The 20,880-nt window shown below is 47.2% G+C and carries 19 protein-coding genes; 9 read left to right on the top strand and 10 right to left on the bottom strand.

Annotation, left to right across the window (positions count from 1 at the left end; all coding sequences use genetic code 11):
- Window positions 1-4: 4 nt before the first annotated feature.
- From KDD36_01410 to pheS, 7 genes are all read right to left on the bottom strand, one after another.
- A complete protein-coding gene (locus KDD36_01410; protein MCB0395277.1) occupies window positions 5-2,647 on the bottom strand; it encodes a zinc carboxypeptidase in 2,643 nt (880 codons plus the stop codon).
- An 88-nt stretch (window positions 2,648-2,735) separates the two neighbouring features.
- The gene (locus tag KDD36_01405) at window positions 2,736-3,089 is read right to left on the bottom strand and encodes a hypothetical protein (protein MCB0395276.1); all 354 of its coding nucleotides are present in this window, start codon (window positions 3,087-3,089) and stop codon (window positions 2,736-2,738) included.
- A gap of 73 nt (window positions 3,090-3,162) precedes the next feature.
- Window positions 3,163-4,716: an aldehyde dehydrogenase family protein gene (locus KDD36_01400; GenBank protein MCB0395275.1), complete on the bottom strand. Its 1,554-nt coding sequence runs from the start codon at window positions 4,714-4,716 to the stop codon at window positions 3,163-3,165.
- Between the two features lie 91 nt (window positions 4,717-4,807).
- Complete coding sequence (locus tag KDD36_01395) at window positions 4,808-5,308, bottom strand: heme-binding domain-containing protein (protein MCB0395274.1); 501 nt, start codon at window positions 5,306-5,308, stop codon at window positions 4,808-4,810.
- A 65-nt stretch (window positions 5,309-5,373) separates the two neighbouring features.
- The gene (locus KDD36_01390; GenBank protein ID MCB0395273.1) at window positions 5,374-6,285 is read right to left on the bottom strand and encodes a hypothetical protein; all 912 of its coding nucleotides are present in this window, start codon (window positions 6,283-6,285) and stop codon (window positions 5,374-5,376) included.
- A 158-nt stretch (window positions 6,286-6,443) separates the two neighbouring features.
- The gene (gene rseP, locus KDD36_01385; GenBank protein MCB0395272.1) at window positions 6,444-7,769 is read right to left on the bottom strand and encodes an RIP metalloprotease RseP; all 1,326 of its coding nucleotides are present in this window, start codon (window positions 7,767-7,769) and stop codon (window positions 6,444-6,446) included.
- Between the two features lie 83 nt (window positions 7,770-7,852).
- Window positions 7,853-8,875 (bottom strand): phenylalanine--tRNA ligase subunit alpha, encoded by a 1,023-nt coding sequence (gene pheS, locus KDD36_01380; GenBank protein MCB0395271.1) that lies wholly within the window; start codon window positions 8,873-8,875, stop codon window positions 7,853-7,855.
- 136 nt (window positions 8,876-9,011) lie between these two features.
- Between pheS and KDD36_01375 the strand changes: the two genes are divergently transcribed.
- On the top strand, window positions 9,012-9,362 hold the full coding sequence (locus KDD36_01375; GenBank protein MCB0395270.1) for a hypothetical protein: 351 nt from the start codon (window positions 9,012-9,014) through the stop codon (window positions 9,360-9,362).
- 57 nt (window positions 9,363-9,419) lie between these two features.
- Window positions 9,420-9,776 (top strand): hypothetical protein, encoded by a 357-nt coding sequence (locus KDD36_01370; GenBank protein MCB0395269.1) that lies wholly within the window; start codon window positions 9,420-9,422, stop codon window positions 9,774-9,776.
- 1 nt (window position 9,777) lies between these two features.
- Here the strand turns inward: KDD36_01370 and KDD36_01365 are convergent, their stop codons facing one another.
- Complete coding sequence (locus KDD36_01365; protein MCB0395268.1) at window positions 9,778-10,125, bottom strand: hypothetical protein; 348 nt, start codon at window positions 10,123-10,125, stop codon at window positions 9,778-9,780.
- A gap of 144 nt (window positions 10,126-10,269) precedes the next feature.
- Between KDD36_01365 and KDD36_01360 the strand changes: the two genes are divergently transcribed.
- The gene (locus tag KDD36_01360; protein MCB0395267.1) at window positions 10,270-10,806 is read left to right on the top strand and encodes a CvpA family protein; all 537 of its coding nucleotides are present in this window, start codon (window positions 10,270-10,272) and stop codon (window positions 10,804-10,806) included.
- Here KDD36_01360 and KDD36_01355 read toward each other — a convergent pair.
- Window positions 10,778-11,977: a phosphoglycerate kinase gene (locus tag KDD36_01355; protein MCB0395266.1), complete on the bottom strand. Its 1,200-nt coding sequence runs from the start codon at window positions 11,975-11,977 to the stop codon at window positions 10,778-10,780. The genes KDD36_01360 and KDD36_01355 overlap by 29 nt on opposite strands.
- A 96-nt stretch (window positions 11,978-12,073) precedes the next feature.
- On the opposite strand from KDD36_01355, the gene KDD36_01350 reads away from it, so the two are divergent.
- From KDD36_01350 to KDD36_01325, 6 genes are all read left to right on the top strand, one after another.
- Window positions 12,074-13,255: a DNA polymerase III subunit delta' gene (locus KDD36_01350; protein MCB0395265.1), complete on the top strand. Its 1,182-nt coding sequence runs from the start codon at window positions 12,074-12,076 to the stop codon at window positions 13,253-13,255.
- Window positions 13,256-13,330: 75 nt separating this feature from the next.
- Complete coding sequence (locus KDD36_01345; protein MCB0395264.1) at window positions 13,331-14,515, top strand: hypothetical protein; 1,185 nt, start codon at window positions 13,331-13,333, stop codon at window positions 14,513-14,515.
- Window positions 14,512-14,988, top strand: coding sequence for a gliding motility lipoprotein GldH (locus KDD36_01340; protein MCB0395263.1), 477 nt, complete (start codon window positions 14,512-14,514; stop codon window positions 14,986-14,988). Before KDD36_01345 ends, KDD36_01340 begins: the two co-directional genes overlap by 4 nt.
- Before the next feature lie 12 nt (window positions 14,989-15,000).
- A complete protein-coding gene (locus tag KDD36_01335; GenBank protein ID MCB0395262.1) occupies window positions 15,001-17,424 on the top strand; it encodes a transglycosylase domain-containing protein in 2,424 nt (807 codons plus the stop codon).
- A complete protein-coding gene (locus tag KDD36_01330; protein MCB0395261.1) occupies window positions 17,405-19,399 on the top strand; it encodes an acetoacetate--CoA ligase in 1,995 nt (664 codons plus the stop codon). Before KDD36_01335 ends, KDD36_01330 begins: the two co-directional genes overlap by 20 nt.
- Window positions 19,400-19,417: 18 nt before the next feature.
- On the top strand, window positions 19,418-20,158 hold the full coding sequence (locus KDD36_01325; GenBank protein ID MCB0395260.1) for a glycosyltransferase: 741 nt from the start codon (window positions 19,418-19,420) through the stop codon (window positions 20,156-20,158).
- Between the two features lie 6 nt (window positions 20,159-20,164).
- On the opposite strand, the gene KDD36_01320 is transcribed toward KDD36_01325, so the two are convergent.
- Window positions 20,165-20,875, bottom strand: a complete 711-nt coding sequence (locus tag KDD36_01320; protein ID MCB0395259.1) for a class I SAM-dependent methyltransferase — start codon at window positions 20,873-20,875, stop codon at window positions 20,165-20,167.
- Window positions 20,876-20,880: the final 5 nt, after the last annotated feature.

The raw sequence follows: 20,880 nt of genomic DNA, 5'->3' as shown, positions 1-20,880 counted from the left end.
TTGGTTAATGAGATGGACTCTTTTCCTTTCTTTCCAGTCGCTTTTGTTTAGGGACCTGCTCCACTGCGTATTTGTTTATGATCGAGCCAAAGAAGATCGCATTCAGGAATAGCTTATTTGTCCCAAACCAGAACGCACGAAAATTTGGATCATCTGCAATACAAATGATTCTGCCGTTTCCATACCCGCATACAACAACTGCAGCAGAAGACTTCAATAGTTCATTCTTCTCATCGGATATATACCCACTCATCAAGGGTTCATCTGTATAAACCACAGGTGTAGCATAGGGGTTCCGACTGGGCAGGTAAAATACTGTATCTCTCCTGAACACCGGCAAATATTCATGGTCAAAGCCATAACCCATGGGATGTGTAAGGTCAATCCTGGTATTAAAAATGGCGCCTCCTATTATCTGAGATCCACGATCCCTATCAAGGTAAGCATATAGTCTTTTGGAAAGATCTAATGAGTCAATCTGCTTTGGTCTTGACTTCTGACTAATCGTTACCAAATCATGCTTACGACACCAATCTATCGCACCTCTCATCGCAATCAGGGTCCCTCCATCGTCTATCCATTGTCTTATGTTCTCTACTGTTGAAAGGGCTATATCACCATATCTACCTTCCACCATTACAATGGTATTGAACTCATCAAAACTCATGTTATTCAGGACAGATTTCTCCACCATGACCACTTGCATGCCCACGCGTTTATCGAGCTGATGCCATACTTCTCCTGCATCATAGGCACTGACACCCTCTCCGACCACCATCAGCAGTTTTGGCTGTCTTATAGTTACAAAACTTGGACTGCCAATATCAATTCCTTTTAGTGTCAAACCGGTGGTTAATGAGTATACATTTACACCGTTTGAAACTGACAATTCCTTCAACATCTGATAAATCTCCCGTTCACCTATATTGCCCTGACGCTGAGCCGGGATGAGTATCGTTCCGTAACTAAAATCCCGACTGCCTGCCGCAGTGAATGACGTAAATGGCTTTGTCGCTGTCTTTACCACCAGGTCCCTTTTCAATAATGCATTTACGAGGCGAGGCGCATAATAATTATCCCACTCCAGTACATAGCCATAATCGCTTTTGTCACCAAAAAGACGCCCTTCGGGAAACAAAACCTCCTTAACCTCTTCCCCCATCAAATCAGGTTTGTACTGGCGCCTGTTTAATCTTGCAAAATCCAAATTAAAGGACAACGGGAGGGTCCAGCTTGAAACGTCATAAAACAAACTGTCCTTAAAAGAATGAAGGCTTTCAAACATTGCCTTTATCAACCTGTATTGTGGCTGTTCCATAGGCATAATGTACGCGGTTCCGGGCTTAAACCTCACCCCGTTAACTTCTATCTCCTTTGCCAGATGATATATGTTAATCTTATGATGCCTCAATAGTTTAAGAAAGTGGTACATCCTGCCCTCATCGTTTTTACAATCAACTACAAATGCCTTAACAGGATCGTGGTGCGCTTCCTTTTCAGCATCAAGATAAAATTGCCTTTGAAAATCCAGCAGTTCTTCTCTTATCTCTACCGAGGCCTTCAATGTGGAAAGAGAGGTAACAAATTGATTACGAATGGTAAAAGCAAATGAAAGTGGGCCATGGATGCTTTGCTGTAAATGCCCCCGCGAACTGGCTTGCTCAAAAAGAATGCCCACACCTCCATTAATATCCGGGTAGGTGGAACCTTTTCCATAGTAGAAGTCATCATATGATTCTTTGGTGTAATAGAGCGAGCCGATTTTATCCAATGCCGCAGCATGGTATTTTCCGATCTTCTCTGTCAATTCAAAATTCTTCGGTGGTGTGAGCGGATGTGTTCTGGAAGGTATTCCCGGCTGAAAGAAAAAGGTTGAATTTGTACTCATCTCGTGGTGGTCGGTAAGTACATTTGGCATCCACCGGTGATACTGTTCGATTCGTCCTTCCGTTTCAATTTGTTGTACGGGAAGCCAGTCCCTGTTAAGATCAGACCAGTAGTGATTCGTCCGGCCATTGGGCCATGCCTCTGTGAATTCACGACTGTGCGGATCCTTGACCAACGAAGCACTCTTGTGGGAATTGACCCAACTCGCAAAACGATTACTCCCGTCAGGATTCATGCATGGATCCAGCAGGATTACCGAATGGCTAAGCTGAGAATCAATATCAGGTCCCTGGGCCGCTGCCAGATGATAGGCCATCAGCATCGCCGCATTGGTGCCACTGGCCTCATTTCCATGAATGCTATAGCCCATGTAGATAATAACGGGCATTTCCTGAATGTTCAATTTCTCCGATCTCTCCGGATCACTCAGTTCAAGATGTTGGGAACGTATTTTCTCCAGTTGCTGATGATTGCCCGTGGAGGTGATCGTAAGGAGTAATAAAGGGCGCTCTTCTTCCGTAATGCCATATTGAGAAATCCGAATACGATCGGATTGTGTTGAAATCAGTTTGAGATAGGATATGAGTTTATCATGACTGATATGCCATTTACCCATTTCCCAACCAAGAAACTTATCGGGAGGCGTTATTTGGGGATCATAGGTTGCCTCCGGCGGAAGAAAGTAGGAAAGTGGCTGTTGTGCTACCGCATGAATTGACCCCAGAAATAAGGTCAGAATATAACATATGATCTTGCGCATATTAAAAGCACACCTCCTTTGAATAGCGATAAATTACGAAAATTAACGCTAATAATGTAAATAGGAAAAACGCAGGATCAGAATAAAATTAGTAGGTAGAACCGGGGTTGATCTGCTTTTTGTCGTGCAGCTGCCCATTTCTGTAGTACTCCAGTGTATAAGGAGCGATCAACCATGGCCCATTCTTCCGACCGTTGCGGTATTCGCCGCTCATCTTAAGATTTCCATCCGGGGTAAAATACCACCATTTGCCGATCTTCGTATAACCTTCTTCATCATAGTTCCCTATGGCACTGATGGTTCCATCCGAATAACGGTCAATGTGGCGATAATGAATGCTGTCGATGACCGTATCTTTGGCCAGCACAACTGAGGTATCTTGACTATAAACTACAACCGAACCCATAGTCAAACAAATTACCAGGGAGAAAAGTCTTTTCATCTGATCAGGTATTGGTTTGCCTTATTTCTACGAATGGCGAAATAAAAGGTTATGGACAACCAATATCCTGCGACTAAATTTCAAATTTTATACCCTGAGCCAAAGGAAGCTCTGTGCTATAATTGATCGTATTCGTTTGCCTTCGCATGTATACCTTCCACGCGTCCGAGCCTGACTCTCTTCCACCACCTGTCTCTTTCTCACCTCCAAATGCGCCACCTATTTCGGCTCCGGAAGTTCCGATATTCACATTGGCAATGCCGCAATCAGAACCTTCAGCTGATAAAAATGACTCCATCTCCCTCATATGTGTTGTCATAATAGCAGATGAAAGGCCTTGCGGAACGTTGTTCTGAATGTGGATGGCTTCATCAAGCGTACCATACCTGATAAGGTAAAGCAAAGGCGCAAATGTCTCATGTTGCACCATCGGCGTATCAGCTGATACTACAGCCACTGAAGGTGTTACATAACATGCAGAACCCTCATGGTCCATTCTTCCGCCTTCAATCAACATTTCTCCACCTTGTTTCTTTACGTCCGATATCGCGTTTAAATATTGCTCCACCGCCTGTTCATCAATCAACGGACCCATATGATTGTTTTCGTCCAAAGGATCTCCGATTCGAAGCTGACCATATGCCTTGGCGATCATTTCCTTTACCTTATCAAAGATGCTTTCATGAATGATCAACCTTCGGGTACTTGTGCATCGCTGACCGCAGGTACCCACAGCTCCGAAAACAATGGCCGGAAGACTTGCCTCCAAATCCGCTGAAGGTGTAATGATCATCGCATTATTTCCTCCAAGTTCCAATAAAGCCTTACCCAGTCGACCACCTACTACTGCAGCCACCTTTTTGCCCATTCTAATGGATCCGGTGGCTGAAACCAGTGGTACCCTTTGATCTCCGGAAATACACTCTCCGATCTGGTAATCGCCATTAACAATGCATGATAAACCTTCCGGTAAGTTATTCCGCTTCAGAACATCGCTTATTATCTGCTGGCATGCAACGGAACAAAGCGGTGTCTTCTCCGACGGTTTCCATACTACAACATCTCCACACACGAAGGCCAGCATTGCATTCCATGCCCATACAGCCACGGGAAAGTTAAAGGCGGTAATCACTCCGACAATGCCTAACGGATGATACTGTTCATACATCCTGTGTTTTGGACGCTCTGAATGCATGGTAAGGCCATAAAGCTGTCGTGATTGTCCAACTGCAAAATCACAGATATCAATCATTTCCTGAACTTCACCGAGACCTTCCTGATAGCTTTTACCCATTTCATAAGACACAAGCCGACCCAGGTCGCTCTTATGCTTTCTGAATGCATCTCCCATCTGGCGAACAATTTCGCCTCTTTGAGGAGCAGGAACGGTTCTCCAATGAAGAAAAGCTTCGGCGGCAACCTGAATTACTTTGTCATACTGTTCAGGAGTGGCTGAACTTACCGCACCGATTGTTACTCCATCAACGGGTGAAATGGAAGCGATAGAAGCACCACTACCTTCTTCCCAATTCAGACCGGTTGAAATTCCCGGGTTTTTTTCACGAACGCCTATACGGGTAAGGGATTCCCTTACATCGCCACGAATAGCTATTGAAGTCTCGGACATAGTTTGAAAAGCTTTGTTTGAAAAAGAGGCCTTTCAAAGCTAATAAGAATCCTGAGAATGTGTATTGGTTTACTGCGTGTCCCTGATGAATCTAATCAAGGCCATGATCTGAAAGATCACCTTCAGGTGTCATTTCCGGACCACGCAGGGATATGAAATAGGAATTCAATGTCTTGATCTGTTCATCGGATAATGCTGCCTCACCATGCATCCATACGTAGGTAGACATGGGCATTTCACTGTCTGCCACCATTTCGTAGCACTCTTCCAGCTTGTGATTTGCCTTTTTTGCAGAATAGTCTCCCCATTCGGAAAAGTTCAAGTGGTGCCGGCCACCTTTGATATGATTCTGGAGCCAAAATGAGATTGGCGCAACGTGGGCATACCAGGGATATCTTGTTTCATTGGAGTGGCAATCATAACAAGCCATCCTTAACATCTTCTCAACACCGGCAGGTGGTTTATGGAGGGCAATAAAGTCTTTGCTGGCATCAACGGCTTTTGATGTACGATCTACCGGAATGAATTGGATAATACCCAGTATCAGAACAACAAGGATGAAGATGTTTTTTCTTTTGCTACGCTTTTTCATTCCGGGTCAAATATATCCTACCGGTATGACTATAGCAATTCCATCTGCATACAGAGACCCGACAATTAATACATTTTGCTTTGCTTTCTTTCAGTCTTTCGCTGAAACCTGAGGATCAGCTTGTCGTGTTGCTCTCTTTTTTCCTCAACCGTATCATGTGGTTGCGGGATGCTCTTCGCTATGTACTCTGAGATCATCGGGTAATTATTAGCTGTGATCTCCCCGATGTCGTTGGAGTTTGAAGGAAATACGGTAACCGCAACATCACCCAGCACTACTTTCCCTTCGGCGTCACGGATCGTGAAATGCACACGAATCTCTCTTTCATATACTTTATTCGCGAGATCCAGGCAACTGGTGTAATTTGTTTTAATCTCTATTTGGTTGATAAATACAAAAAGATCCGCGTGATATTTATTGGACAGGTAGGGGATAAGGTCAGGATCCGATATTTTGGATTCCAGGTACTCCCGGTCTTTATCATGGTATTGGATATAGGCATCGGCACCCTCACTTGCCTCATTCGTCGGTTCAGGATTTTCTTCCGCGTTTTTTCCGATGCCCATCTTCTCAAAGATGGTTTTTTTACTTGCTTCTTTGGCCTCCTCATTCAGGTAGGAAGGCCTGGCCTTTTCCATCTTGTAACCAATGGAATGATATATTCTATCCAGATCTTCGCTTTCGTTCTCAATTTCTTCCATCATGAGATCCTTCAACGGATATATCTTCTTTAACTGCATGTTGAGGGTCGCATTTAGTTCTCCTCTGAAGCGTGCATGTACCTTTTTCAGGGGAAGACCGCTATACTGTACAATGTCAACATCGGCATCTGATAAATGCATCATAGGATTGTAAGGTACAAGTACAACCTTGTGATAACGTTGCCCGTCATTCGGTGGAACATATCCGGCTTTTTCTTCCTTATTCGGCGATGCGGGCTTTGGCTCCAGCGCGTTATCATCCTGCGCATATCCCATAAGGGATCCGGTTATGCACAGCGCGGTTAAAAACTTTTTGCACATCAATCAACGGGATTATTCGGTTACTTATCTTCAAAAGTAAGGCATTCACCGACGACCCCGTTGAGATTTTCCACAAGTTATTAACAGAGGATGTTTAAAAAGGTAGTACTGGTTTATTGAAATAAACGCCAGATATCGTTTCCGAAAATAAAGAGCATAAGTGTTCCCAGAATGGCAAGACCGATAAGCTGCGCCCGCTCCATAATCTTTTCATTCAGCGGCCCTCCTTTGATCATTTCAATCACAAGAAACATGGCATGACCGCCGTCCAGGGCAGGAATAGGTAAGAGGTTCATGAACGCAAGGACGATTGAAAGAAATCCTGTTAAAATCCAGAACCGAGGCCATTTCCATTCACCTCCATAAATCTTGGCAATTCCAATCGGTCCCTGAACCGACTTTTGCGCTGAAACCTTTCCGGATACTATTCTTTCCAAACCCTTTACATAATCGGTTGCGGTGCCCCAGGCCTTGTCCATCCCAATTCCGAAAGACTCCACCAACCCGAACTTCAGTGTTTTGTATTCAAAGTCATTTGTTCCGGGACCTATGCCGAGAAGTCCTTCATCCGAGATTGTTGCAACCAGAGACATGGTTTTTCCATCCCTCTCGATGGTAAGATCAACCTCCTCGCCTTTATGGTCCTGTACCTTATCTACCAGCTCATCAAAAAAACGAACGGATTCTCCATTGATCGATTGAATCCTATCGTTTCTTTGCAGGCCTGCGTTTGCCGCCCCCGAACCTTCCTGTATCTCCTTAACGAAGAAAGTCATCCGTTCCGCAATAAAATGCTCGGGACCCACTCCCGGTTCACTAATTTTATTGAGAATGCTTTCCGGTACATGAACATTCAGCGTTTCGCCTCCACGTAGTACTGTAACATCTGAATTCCCATAAAGAACTTCAGGGCCCCGGATATTATGAAACCTCTCCAATGGCTTTCCATTAATGGCCAGTATATGATCTCCGGTCCGGAACCCGATTTCCTGTGCAACGGGATAAGCTACAATTCCATTCTTCACCTGCTCATTCGGGAGATATTCTTCTCCATAAACAAAGGTGGCCATCCAGAATATCAGAATGCCCAAAATGGTATTCACCGTAACACCACCCAACATTACAATAAGTCTTTGCCATGCAGGTTTGGTTCTGAACTCCCATGGCTTTGGTGGCTCCTTCATTTGCTCCTTGTCCATCGACTCATCAATCATACCGGCAATCTTCACATATCCTCCCAAAGGAAGCCAGCCGATACCATACTCGGTGTCACCTTTCTTGAACTTGAAGAGACGGAAATTAAAAGCATCGAAGAACAGATAGAATTTCTCCACCTTAATGCCAAAATACCTTGCTGCCGCGAAGTGTCCCCATTCATGTAGTACTACAAGGATGGACAATCCCAACAACAACTGACCTATCATTATCAATGCTTCCATAGGGCGTCAAAAGTAATCATTCAGGGTAAAAGACCCTGTTAATTTTTCACAAATCAGAAAGTGTACTAAAAAGCTGGGAGTCGCTACCCGATGGGCGTAAATTGCTTCAAGAACCGCACATCGTTTTCAAAAAACAACCGGATATCATTCACCTGGTGTTTTAACATGGCGATGCGTTCAATACCCATGCCGAAGGCATAACCGGTGTATTTCTCACTATCGATCCCACAATGATCCAGCACAGCGGGATCAACCATCCCACAACCCAGGATTTCAACCCAACCACTGTATTTACAGATATTGCAACCCTTTCCTTTACAAATATTACAGGAGATGTCCATCTCTGCCGAAGGTTCGGTAAATGGAAAATATGATGGTCTTAAACGGGTTTTAGTATCGGGTCCGAACATTTCCGTTGCGAAATGATTCAACACCTGCTTTAGGTCCGCAAAACTCACATGCTCATCAATACATAACCCTTCTACCTGATGAAAAAGACAATGAGCACGTGCGGATATGGCCTCATTCCGATACACACGACCAGGTGAGATCGTGCGAATCGGTGGTTTTTGATTACCCATCACCCGCACCTGAACAGAGGAAGTGTGGGTACGCAAAACCACATCCGGGTCTTTTTGCATAAAGAACGTATCCTGCATATCCCTTGCAGGGTGATCCTCCGGCATATTCAATGCGGAGAAGTTGTTCCAGTCACTTTCAATCTCCGGACCATCGGAAACGGTAAAACCCACGCGTTCAAAAATACCAACGATCTGATTTCTCACCTGCGAAAGCGGATGTCTGCTACCTGGCACAAAACCTTCACCCGGAAGGGTCAGGTCTCTGGTTCCTTTTTTATCAGCAGATGTCTGTTTTACTGAAGCAGCAGCTTCATCATAGCGCAATTGCGCTTTGGTTTTCAGTTCATTCAATTCCGCACCCAATGCCTTCTTAATCTCAACAGGAGCTTCCCTGAATTTTGCGAACAACCCCTGAACCTTACCCTTTTTACTAAGCCAGTCCAACCTGAATCTCTCCAGAGATTCCACTCCTTCAAGCCGGATCTCCTCCAACTCCTGCAACAACTGTTTAACTTCTTCTTTCATTATCCTTTGAACTAACTGATTCTCAAATTTCTTATGGGAAATTTTTAGTTTGCGCCTAAGTTCATTAAATTTGTTAGAATAGTGTTGATATTTCTTTCGGTCAATCGACCGGCCAAAATTAATAAATGTTTCAGTGATGCATCGTCCAAGGTCCTACATGTATGCTTTTCTGGTTATGCTCAGTTGCATCACAGTACTTAGTGGATGTTATAAGGAGAAGCCAACCAAAGCAGCCATAACTGTGGTGGATGTGAACAACAAACCGGTTGCAGATGCTACTGTGAGATTGTATTGCAATACCACAAACTGCATTGTTGATGTGACTGAACAAACCGGATCCGACGGAACAGCAAATTTTGATTTCAAGAATAACACCGAGTATATGCTGTTCATCGAAGCATATAAAGGCGCGCTGAAAAGCAGCCCGAACAACTACATCTCATTGCAAGAACGCAAAACGGGTTCACTAACCGTGATGATTAAGTAACCCGTTCTTGGAAAATTATTCTATTTTTACCCCAGGCAACGAAAAGTAATGCATCGCATGCGCAGCAGAGGAATCAAAAAGTTCGGATTTTTACTCGTAACAATCGTAACGGGAGTGCTGCTTCTAAACGCTTGCTACCGTGAAAAGCCGACCCTTGCTGAAATTACCGTTCAAGACGCGTTAGGTGCGCCGGTCAACGAAGCTACCGTTCGCCTGTACTGCACGCAAACCAATTGTATCATCGACGAGATACAAACTACGGGTTCAGACGGAAGGGCCGAGTTTAAGTTCAAAGCCGGTGCCGAGTACATTCTTTTTATTGAAGCGACCAAGGGTACCCTGGCCAACGGACCAAATGATTACATTACCCTTGAACAGAGGAAGACGAATACCAAAACGGTTATTATTCGTTAGTTCAAGGTTCAAAATATTTCACCGCCAATTCCTGAATCCACTTTTCCTGAGGCACACCGGTAAGCTCCGGGAGCGGCTTGATATTTTCCCACACCGGCCAACCACGATCATCCTTACCAATAATCCGGTAATATCCTTCCTGACTCAGCAATACACAAACAGCTATGTGCACGAGCTCCATTTTTTCATCCTTGGAGAAACGTCTGAAACCTTCTCCCAATTCATTAACACCTATCAGAAAAAGAACGGCCTCCATTGATAGTACATCCCCATCTGCAAACTTCTCCCCCAGCGATGTCGTCAACTCTGTCCAGGCTGCCTGATGTGTCTTCTCTCCTTCCAAAATCATTTACCGTATTTAAGTAGTTTAGATACAAAGTAACAAAATGCCTGAGATGTGTAAAGCCGGAATCAAATGTTGTTGAACACGACACGTTGATAAATGGCAGTTGAATAGACTCATCCGCATCCTGTCATTTACTATCATTACGGTGTGAACATCCTGGACATCATACTGCTTATTCCACTGATTTGGTCCGGCTACAAAGGCGCAACCAAAGGCCTGGTTATCGGTCTTGCCTCCGTAGTAGCACTTGTACTTGGCGTAGCCATTGCCATTCAATGCTCCGACTGGGGCATGCAATGGCTTTCACATTGGTGGGAAACGGACCGGAAGGTGATCCGGGTAACATCTTTCGCTCTCATTTTTCTGCTGGTCCTTATCGGCGTACATCTTCTGGCAAAAGTCCTGAACAAGATGGTTGCGTGGACAGGTCTTGCCTGGGCCAACTACCTCGGCGGTGCCATATTCGGCCTGCTTAAAACCGGGTTGATCCTCAGTGTGGTGATGATGATGGTACAGCAGGTCAAAATTTACAGACAATGGGTTGACCAGGACCTGCGTGAACATTCATTGCTATACGAACCCGTGGAACGGCTGGCTCCATTTCTATTGCCACACCTTGATGACATACGGGCGGAAGAATGGTGGAACCGTGATCTTATGAAACAGCTTCCAGAAGTGCCTTGACCCCAGGTAACTCCTTGCCTTCAAGATATTCGAGTAACGCACCGCCACCGGTGGACACATAACTCACACGCTCCCCGAATCCGAATTTGTTAACCGCCGCAACAGAATCTCCACCACCTACCAGCGAAAATGCACCCTGCTCAGTAGCCGTTACAATGGCCTCGGCAATTTTCTTGGTACCAGACTCAAAACTTGACATCTCAAAAACACCCATGGGGCCGTTCCATAGAATGGTCTTTGAAGACAGGATCGCTTTGCAATATAGCTCGCAGGTTTGGGGACCCACATCCAGGCCCATCCAACCTTCACGAATCTGATCCGACGGAACAATATCCTTATCGGCATTGTTTGAAAATGTTTCAGCAATGACGCAATCAAGCGGAAGCAACAAACTCACCCCTTTTTCTTCTGCCTTCTTTATCATTTCTGCAGCGAATGGAACCAGATCTTCTTCCACCAACGAAGCACCAATTTTTCCTCCCCTGGCTTTGATAAAGGTAAATGACATGCCGCCGCCAATGATCAGGTGATCAATCTTTTCCAATAACCGGGTAATCACCTCCATCTTCCCGGAAACTTTTGCACCCCCGATGATAGCGGTAACCGGACGTTCGGGGTTTTGCAGAACACGCTCAATGTTATTCACTTCGTCCGCCATCAGGTAGCCAAATAATTTATTGTGTGGGAAGAACTGCGCCATAATTGCCGTGGAGGCATGAGCCCTGTGGGCTGTTCCAAATGCATCATTCACATAAACATCTCCCAGTGATGCAAGGGATTTCGCAAATGCCACATCCCCCTTTTCTTCCTCAGGATGAAAGCGCAGGTTTTCCAACAATAACACCTGGCCCGCCTTTAGATCCGCCGCCATTTTTTTGGCCTGATCACCCACACAATCCCGGGAGAACAAAACTTCCTGACCCAACAATGTAGCAAGATGATCCACCAAATGAATGAGCGAAAACTTTTCTTCAGGTCCGTTCTTTGGTCTTCCCAGATGAGATAGGAGGATCACACTCCCTCCATCTCCCAGGATCTTTTTTAAAGTTGGTAAAACCATCCTCATCCGGGTGTCATCCGTTATCCTGAAATCAAAATCCAGTGGAACGTTAAAATCTACCCGCACCAGTGCCTTCCTGCCGGAGAATGAAATATCGTCAATTGTTCTCATGAAGTATCGGTCTATCGTTTTGCCGTGCAAAATTAGCAAATTCAACCGCTTACGCACCAAGTACCGATGAATGGCGTTAGCGGAAATTGGGTATCTTTGAGAGCTAAGGATTTTACTGTCGTTCCCATGTTATTCTCAGAGATCATTGCCCAGGATGCCGTAAAACTTTCTTTGATCAAAACAATCAAAGAAGGTCGTATCAGCCATGCCCAATTGTTTCTGGGACCGGAAGGATCCGGAAATCTGGCCCTCGCTGTAGCCTATGCAACCTACATTGCATGCGGCAACAAACAGGAAACGGATGCATGTGGCAAATGCCCTTCATGTCAGAAGATGGCCAAACTGATCCATCCCGATCTGCATTTTGTCTATCCCATCGCCGCAAATAAAGACAAACCGGTGAGTGCTTCCTACATTGAGACATGGAGGCAGGGCTTCCTTGAGAACCCCTATCTCTCCATTGCCGACTGGCATAAGATGACAGACCTTGACAACAAGCAAACATTGATTGCGGTGAAAGAAAGCGAAGAGATCATGCGAAAAGTGAGCATGACCGCTTATGAAGCACCTTACAATTTCGTTGTCATCTGGATGCCGGGAAAAATGAATACCGATGCGGCCAACAAGTTGCTGAAGGTCCTCGAAGAGCCACCCGGTAAGTCCCTTTTTCTACTTGTAGAACACAACCATGAAGACTTGCTTCCCACAATTATCTCACGTCTCCAGAATGTCAAGGTACCGGCATTGGCCGATCAGGCCATTTCCTCAGCACTGCAGCAAAAGTTTGACTGCACGGCGGAAGAGGCCGACAGGGTCGCGCACATGTGTGCAGGAAATTTCAACCAGGCCATGGACCTGGTTCGGGATGCGGAAGACACCCGGGATATGGAGCTCAGCTTTATCTCCTGGTCCAGACTTTGTTATGCACAGGATGTAGCAGGGTTGGTGGACTGGGCCGACGAAGTGGCAGGGTGGGGGAGAGAACGGCAAAAATTGTTTCTGCTCTACGCCTTACGCATGATACGGGAAAATTTGCTGATGAATCTGGGCATCGAAAACCTGATCCGGATGGATGAAGATGAAAGACAGTTCTCCAATAAATTTCATGCATTCATCCACCCCAACAATGGCAAACGACTGCTTGATATTTTCAGTAAGGCATACGCTGAAATCGAAAGAAACGCCAATCCCAGAATCCTTTTTTTAGATTTGTCACTGGAATACGGGCAAACCTTAAAGGTGAAGCCCGCCGGAGCGGAAGCCGAAACGGTGTCGTGAGGCAGATGATATGCTCTGGACGGAAACCCCGGTTTCCTATGGTTAACAAACATTAATGTATAGATAAGTCACGATATGGGATGTGCAGGATGCATAAACGGACGGGGAGCCACGCCTGCCGGTTGCGGTAACAAAGGACATTGCGCCAGCGGAAGTTGTGCCAAGCTCAACACCTACGATTGGCTGGCATCCGTTCCGCCAGCCCAGGGCCAGTCCGATCAACCATTTGTTGAGGTGCAATTCAAGAACGGCCGCAAAGAGTTTTTCAGAGATGAAGAAAAGCTGGGACTTAAGAAAGGGGATATTGTTGCCGTAGAAGCAGCTACCGGGCATGATATCGGTATCGTATCTCTTTCCACGGAAACCGCAGCACTTCAGATGCGCCGTAAAAAGGCATCGACCCGTGGCATACGGAAGGTATACCGTTTGGCTAAACCCGGGGATATTGAAAAATGGGCGAAGGCCATGGACCTTGAACATGATGCCATGCTGAATGCAAGGCAATTCACCAAAGAGTTCAAACTGGATATGAAGATCAACGACGTGGAGTATCAGGGTGACCGGACAAAGGCCATCTTTTACTATACCGCCGAAGACCGTGTTGATTTCCGTGAACTGATCAAGAAACTGGCATCCGAATTCAGGGTGAGGGTGGAAATGAAACAAATCGGTATTCGCCAGGAAGCAGGACGCCTTGGCGGTCTCGGTTCCTGCGGCAGGGAACTTTGCTGCTCTACATGGCTTACGGACTTTCAGACCGTCTCAACCAGTGCGGCCAGGTATCAGCAGTTGGCCATTAACCCTCAGAAACTGGCCGGACAATGTGGAAAATTAAAGTGCTGTCTGAATTATGAACTCGACAGCTATATGGAAGCTGTCAAAGAATTTCCGCGCACAGACCAATTACTGGAGACACAAAAAGGACAGGCCTTTCACCAAAAGACCGACATCTTTAAACGCCTCATGTGGTATAGCTACAAAGAGGATCCGAATAACTTCATTTGCCTTCCGCTTGATCGCGTAAATGAGATCATCCAACTTAACAAAGAACAAGAGAAGCCGGATGATCTGCTGGATAAGTCGGCCATGTACCAGAACATCCCGGTAGAACCCGATTTCAAAGACGTGATCAGCGATAACAGCCTGACACGATTTGACCGCACCAAAAAGAAGAGCCGCGGTAAAGGAAGGAAAGGCGGAAACCGTAAAAAGCAAAACCGGGGAAGAAGACCTTCCGGTAAAAAACCGAATGCATCATGAAGCATGCATCGATCATCATACGCTTCATGTGTTGCATCACACTCCTTACCTCATGTGATCCGAACCGTGTGTATGAGGAAAATAAAGCCATTGAGGGAGATGCATGGAAAGTTTCTGAGCCCCTCAACTTTGAAGCGGAGATCACCGACACCACCCAGGCATACAACGTGTACCTGAATGTGCGCAACGCATCGCACTACGGATATCGGAACCTGTATATGTTGGTGGCCACCACCTTCCCTAATGAACAGGTGATACAGGACACCGTCCAGGTCCTGCTGGCGAATGAGGCTGGCGAATGGCTCGGAAGCGGCATGGGTGATATATGGGATTCGCAGGTGATGTGGAAACATGCCGTACGGTTCCCGATGGCCGGAAAGTACCGGTTTAGACTGGAGCAGGCAATGCGTGTTGATCCGCTGCCGTTTATCATGGAAGTGGGCATACGCATAGAAAAATTTGAACGTCCCTAAACAGGGTTGTATATGGCGAAGAAATCTCCGGAGAAAAAAAATAAATGGACCCGATACATCATTTGGATGTGGGTACTGGTCCTGGGACCCATCCTGGGTTTCGGAGCACTGATCTATGCCGTTTCAGCCGAGGCATTGGGTCCGTTGCCTTCGTTCCGCGAACTTGAGAATCCCAAAAGCAACCAGGCCACACTGATCTATTCTTCAGATAAAAAACTGCTTGGTAAATATTTCAGCGAGAACCGTACCAATGTGACATTCGATCACCTATCCCCATATCTTGTCCAGGGACTGATCGCCACCGAAGATGAACGATTTTATGATCATTCCGGCGTAGACCTCCGGGGGCTGATACGTGCGGTCGTTTACGTGGGTGGAGCAGGCGGAGCCAGCACCGTTTCACAGCAATTGGCAAAGAACCTTTTTCCCAGGCAAAACCTGTCCCTCGTCAAACTGATCATCCGGAAACTCAAAGAATGGGTCATTGCTGCCAGACTGGAAAGACAATACACCAAGGATGAGATCATCGCCATGTACTTCAATACATTCGATTTCATCAACAATGCCGTAGGTATTGAATCCGCAGCACATGTATATTTCAATAAACCATCCGATTCCCTGAACCTGCAGGAGTCTGCCATGTTGGTTGGAATGGCTCAAAACCCGGCTTTATACAATCCGCTTAAACGCCCGGAGATGACCATGAAACGTAGGGAAGTTGTTCTGAGCCAAATGGTGAAAAACAAACTGCTGACACGTGAGGTTTATGATTCAGTGAGGACCCTGCCCCTTGGCCTGGACTATCGTATCGTGGACCACAAAGAAGGCCCCGCTCCCTATTTCCGCGAAGTACTACGTTCCAAGGTCACCGAAATACTGGCGCAGAAGGATCCTAAGACGGGTCAGTATATCTACCACGATACGGAAGGCAACCCTTATAATATCTACAAAGACGGGCTGCGCATCTATACCACCCTCGATTCCCGCATGCAGGCACACGCAGAGTGGGCGGTTACCCAACATCTGGGTAGCGAACTTCAGGACGAGTTCTTCAAGAATCTTAAGAAGCGAAAAAATTCGCCTTTCGATTCGCGCATCTCTGCAAAACAACAGGAACAGATCATGACCCTGGCCATGAAACGGTCCCCGAGATATCTCATACTCACAGGTAAACAATGTGCCAACTGCGGACGGCGTGGTGCCAGCAACGTGGTGAGAGATAAAATCAATGGGCAACCCGTGTTCCGTTGTACATCCGACGACTGTGAGTTTGTCCGGTATGCGACCGACCCGGACTCCATACCGATCATCTTCAACACACCAACTGAAATGCACGTTTTCTCCTGGAAGGGAGATATTGATACCGTGATGACGCCGATGGATTCCATCCGGTACTATAAGAGTTTTCTGCAGGCCGGACTGATGTCCATGGATCCGCATACCGGATTTATCAAAGCCTGGGTGGGTGGGATCAATTACCAGCACTTCAAGTACGACCACGTGTACCAGGGAAGAAGACAGGTGGGATCCACCTTCAAACCCATCGTGTATGCACTGGCTATTCAGCAAGGCCTGGATCCATGTCACGAGGTGGCTAACTATCCGGTGATCTTTGAAAAGGATCGCTTTAGTCTGCCGGAAGACTGGTCACCAAAAAATGCCGACGGTGTGTACGGTGGTATGATCTCTCTCAAGTACGGTCTGGCCAACTCCATCAATACGGCCACCGCCTGGGTGATGAAACAATACGGTCCGCAGGCCGTGGTGTCACTGGCAAGAAAAATGGGGATCACGAGTCCGTTGGAGCCGGTACCTTCTCTCTGCCTCGGTGTGGCTGACCTGACGATATATGAACTGACGGGAGCCACCTCCACCTTTGCCAATAAGGGCATGTGGCTGGAACCCATTTACCTTACCCACATTGAAGATAAATACGGCAATGTGATCTACCGCTTCAAACAAAAGCGTGAAGAACCCATGAGCGAAGAAACCGCTTACATCATGCTGAACATGTTGAAGGCGGTGGTAAACGGGGCCTGTTGTGACCCCAAAGGCAAGTGGACCGGAACCGCCATGCGACTTCGGGGATCAAGACCGTATGCCGGAATCAAGACGCCCTTCGGAGCTAAAACGGGAACCACACAAAACCAATCCGACGGATGGTTCCTGGGTATCACCCCGGATCTCGTGACCGGCGTGTGGGTGGGTGCAGAAGACCGCAGCGTGCGCTTCACCAGTCTGTACCTGGGACAAGGTGCCAATACCGCCCTGCCCATATGGGGATACTATATGAATAAGGTTTATGCAGATCCGAAACTCGACATATCCAAAGAAGACTTCGAGCGACCTGCCAAAGAGCCCACCCGTACCACCGATTGTAAATCATACAAGAAAAATAATGACAGCGGGGGTTTTGATGACCCGTTCTCGAACTGATCGCCCCATGGAAAGTGCACCCGTTCTCTGGAACCCATCAACGGCCTGGAAGGAACAAACCAACATGGCCCAATACCTTCGGTGGATCAAGGATCACAGGAAATTATCCTTTGAATCCTACGAAGATCTTAGAAAATGGTCTGTGGATCATATTGCCGACTTCTGGCTTTCCATCTGGGAATATTACGACGTCATCTCCCATTCCGACTATGAAAAGGTGATCGACGTGCCCTCCGGGACCATCATGGGCACCAGGTGGTTTACAGGTAGTACCCTCAATTATGCCGAACACGTGTTCAGGCAGTCTAATGATCAGCATCCTGCCATCATCTTCAAATCCGAAAGGCATCCCATTCAACATATTTCATGGAAAGAACTGGAATCCAGGGTTGCTGCCATCGCCGCCTGGTTAAAAAACAAAGGAGTCTCCAAAGGCGATCGGGTGGTTTCTTTTCTGCCTAACACACCGGAAGCACTGATGGCCTTTCTTGCCACCAACAGCATCGGGGCGATATGGTCCAGTTGCTCACCTGATTTCGGAACAGCAAGTGTGGTGGACCGCTTCCAGCAAATCGAACCCAAGGTGCTGTTCACTTCCGATGGCTACAGTTATAACGGTAAGCCATTTGATAAGACCGCTGCTGCGCAGGAACTAGTCAGCGCCCTGCCGACCCTGGAGCATGTGGTATGGTTTCCGTATCTGAATACCGATGCCCCGCTACCATCCATCCCAAACATCGTGTTATGGAATGATGTGGTCAAGACAGCTTCGGGGAAACTCACCTTCACTCCGGTTTCTTTTGACCATCCCATCTGGGTATTGTACTCTTCCGGTACTACAGGAAAGCCCAAGGCGATCACCCACAGTCAGGGAGGCATTTTACTGGAACATTTGAAAGCCCTGGGACTGCATCAGGATTGTAAACCGGGAGACCGGTTCTTCTGGTACAGTACCACAGGATGGATGATGTGGAACTATGCAAATTCCGCACTGCTTCATGGATCCACCGTGGTGATCTACGAGGGAGCCGCCGCCTGGCCCGACATTCATGCACTCTGGAACTTTGCTGCAGAGGCAGGCATCAATCACTTCGGTGGAGGTGCCGCCTACTATATTGCCTGCATGAAGAAAGGGGTGTCGTATGCGGGGCAAAATAAATTTCCTGCATTGCGCTCCGTTGGATCCACCGGGTCGCCATTACCACCCGAAGCGTTCGAGTGGTTGTACGACCACATCAAACAAGACATGTGGCTCATTTCATTGAGCGGTGGTACCGATATATGCAGCGGCTTTGTCGGCGGGTCGCCCTTGCTACCTGTACACAAAGGGGAGATCCAATGCCGCATGCTCGGTTGCGCTGTGGAGGCATTTAATGACGATGGTGAAGCGATCTATGATGAAGTGGGGGAGATGGTCATCACACAGCCCATGCCTTCCATGCCGGTCTTCTTTTGGAACGATGAAGGCCAGGAGAAATATCGCGCCAGTTATTTTGAAATGTATCCCGGAATCTGGCGTCATGGCGACTGGCTTCGCATTACCGATCATGGCAGCCTGATCATTTACGGCCGTTCCGATGCCACCCTCAACCGGGGCGGCGTGCGCATAGGCACCAGTGAGGTGTATAGTGCTGTGGACAGCATCCCGGAAGTGGCGGATAGCCTGGTGGTATGCCTTGAGAAAGATGGCGGCTCATATTACATGCCCCTGTTCGTGGTTATGTCATCCGGGCATCCGCTGAACGATGCCATGAAAGATAAGATCAACGCTACGTTGAAAAGTGCATATTCTCCAAGACACGTTCCCGATGAGATCATAGAGGTTTCTGAGATTCCGTATACCATCAGCGGCAAGAAAATGGAAGCTCCCGTAAAGAAGATTCTCATGGGTATGGATCCCAAAAAGGCGGTAAGCAAAGATGCCATGAGAAACCCTGCAGCACTCGATGTATTCATGAAGCTGGCCACCGCCTGATCAGGCCTGCCTTTCATCATGATCTCTTCGTCAGAAATAACGTTCATCATTCCCTGCTACAATGAGTCCCACCGCCTGGATGTTACCCGAAGAAAATTAGGTGACCTGTACGCCATTCACCCGGATCAGCCCGGCATCATTTTCGTGAACGACGGAAGTACCGATGATACGGAATCACGCCTGCATGATCTCTGTGAACACCTGCAAACGCTGTCGCCCGGCATTCCTTTTCGTACCATCAGCTACCCCAACAACAAGGGGAAGGGCTGGGCGCTTTATCAGGGAATACAGCAATGTGAAACCCCCTGGTGCATTACATTGGACGCGGACCTGGCAACAGGACCGGAAGAGTGGAGGTACTGGAATGAAAAAGGTTGGATAGGGGAGGAAGACAATAAGGTCTACATAGGCTCAAGGGAGAAGGGCATCCAACACCGGATCGTCCGCTATTCCTGGTTCCGGAGAAGCATTGGGCTGGCCTTTAATCGACTGGTTCGTATGTACACCCGCATGCCTTTCGATGATACCCAATGCGGATTCAAATGCTACCCCACAGCAATTGCGCGAGCGGCTTTTGAAAATCTGAATGACTACAGCTTTGCGCATGATGTAGAGGTATTGATGAACATCCATCACAACCATATTCCCATCGTGTCATTGCCGGTGCACTGGAATGAAACTGCCGGATCCAAAGTGAATGTTTTTCGCGACGGCTTTCAGATGTTCCGGACCATCCGAGGACTCCGGTCGAAAAGCTGAATGACGTTATCTCTTCCTGAAAACAGCAACCAGACTGAGGCCGCGATGGGCTTTGGAATGAACAATCGCCTGGGATTCGCGTTGCAGAATATATCCGAACACCCGATCAATAACGGCAGGTAACCGCGGTGCTTCCACTTCATCTTTTTTTGCCCTGTCCTTCTTTCTTTTCCTGGCAGCCAGAGGATACAGTGTGGTATTCCACCACTTCAATAGAAGATTCTCCCATCCATGCACAAAGCCGGACCTCAGCATATCCTGATCATATCTGCGGAAATGGCCCAGAGCACGATCATGTGCACCGAACAGCTCAGGCATGGCAGGCACGGATAAAATGAACAGTCCGTCTTTTTTCAGTACCCGTCTTATCTCCGCGATGGCCGCATGATCATCTTCTATGTGCTCCAGCACATCAAAAGCAAGCGCAATGTCGAACGTCCCATCTGAATAAGGGAGATGCAGGGCATCGGCCACCTTCTTCTCTACACAATACTGTTCCGGAATCATGGCTACCGATGCCTCATCCGGGTCCGTGGCATATACCTTTCCAAAAGGGTGAATCACATGCATATCATCTCCCGTGCCGGCACCCACATTCAGGATGTTAACACCGGGCACAGGCACGTAAGCACGAAGAAGGGTTTGGATCAGAGACTTTTTTCCACGGAACCAGAAATTATCGGCATGTACACCTCGTTCCTTGTCCCTCCTGTCCATGGCAT

It is taken from the genome of Flavobacteriales bacterium (genome assembly GCA_020435415.1).
GTDB lineage: Bacteria > Bacteroidota > Bacteroidia > JACJYZ01 > JACJYZ01 > JACJYZ01.
Note: the sequence above shows the minus strand (reverse complement) of the source record. Positions and strands in the feature narration are given on the sequence as shown.

Bases quoted from the DNA above. Each gene is read 5' to 3' on its own strand.
- KDD36_01330 (MCB0395261.1), top strand. From the start codon at position 17,405: ATGACCCGTTCTCGAACTGATCGCCCCATGGAAAGTGCACCCGTTCTC.
- KDD36_01335 (MCB0395262.1), top strand. From the start codon at position 15,001: ATGGCGAAGAAATCTCCGGAGAAAAAAAATAAATGGACCCGATACATC.
- KDD36_01405 (MCB0395276.1), bottom strand. From the start codon at position 3,089: ATGAAAAGACTTTTCTCCCTGGTAATTTGTTTGACTATGGGTTCGGTT.
- KDD36_01365 (MCB0395268.1), bottom strand. From the start codon at position 10,125: ATGATTTTGGAAGGAGAGAAGACACATCAGGCAGCCTGGACAGAGTTG.
- KDD36_01400 (MCB0395275.1), bottom strand. From the start codon at position 4,716: ATGTCCGAGACTTCAATAGCTATTCGTGGCGATGTAAGGGAATCCCTT.
- KDD36_01375 (MCB0395270.1), top strand. From the start codon at position 9,012: ATGCATCGTCCAAGGTCCTACATGTATGCTTTTCTGGTTATGCTCAGT.
- rseP (MCB0395272.1), bottom strand. From the start codon at position 7,769: ATGGAAGCATTGATAATGATAGGTCAGTTGTTGTTGGGATTGTCCATC.
- KDD36_01345 (MCB0395264.1), top strand. From the start codon at position 13,331: ATGGGATGTGCAGGATGCATAAACGGACGGGGAGCCACGCCTGCCGGT.
- KDD36_01390 (MCB0395273.1), bottom strand. From the start codon at position 6,285: ATGGGATATGCGCAGGATGATAACGCGCTGGAGCCAAAGCCCGCATCG.
- pheS (MCB0395271.1), bottom strand. From the start codon at position 8,875: ATGAAAGAAGAAGTTAAACAGTTGTTGCAGGAGTTGGAGGAGATCCGG.
- KDD36_01325 (MCB0395260.1), top strand. From the start codon at position 19,418: ATGATCTCTTCGTCAGAAATAACGTTCATCATTCCCTGCTACAATGAG.
- KDD36_01320 (MCB0395259.1), bottom strand. From the start codon at position 20,875: ATGGACAGGAGGGACAAGGAACGAGGTGTACATGCCGATAATTTCTGG.
- KDD36_01340 (MCB0395263.1), top strand. From the start codon at position 14,512: ATGAAGCATGCATCGATCATCATACGCTTCATGTGTTGCATCACACTC.
- KDD36_01410 (MCB0395277.1), bottom strand. From the start codon at position 2,647: ATGCGCAAGATCATATGTTATATTCTGACCTTATTTCTGGGGTCAATT.
- KDD36_01395 (MCB0395274.1), bottom strand. From the start codon at position 5,308: ATGAAAAAGCGTAGCAAAAGAAAAAACATCTTCATCCTTGTTGTTCTG.
- KDD36_01355 (MCB0395266.1), bottom strand. From the start codon at position 11,977: ATGAGAACAATTGACGATATTTCATTCTCCGGCAGGAAGGCACTGGTG.
- KDD36_01370 (MCB0395269.1), top strand. From the start codon at position 9,420: ATGCGCAGCAGAGGAATCAAAAAGTTCGGATTTTTACTCGTAACAATC.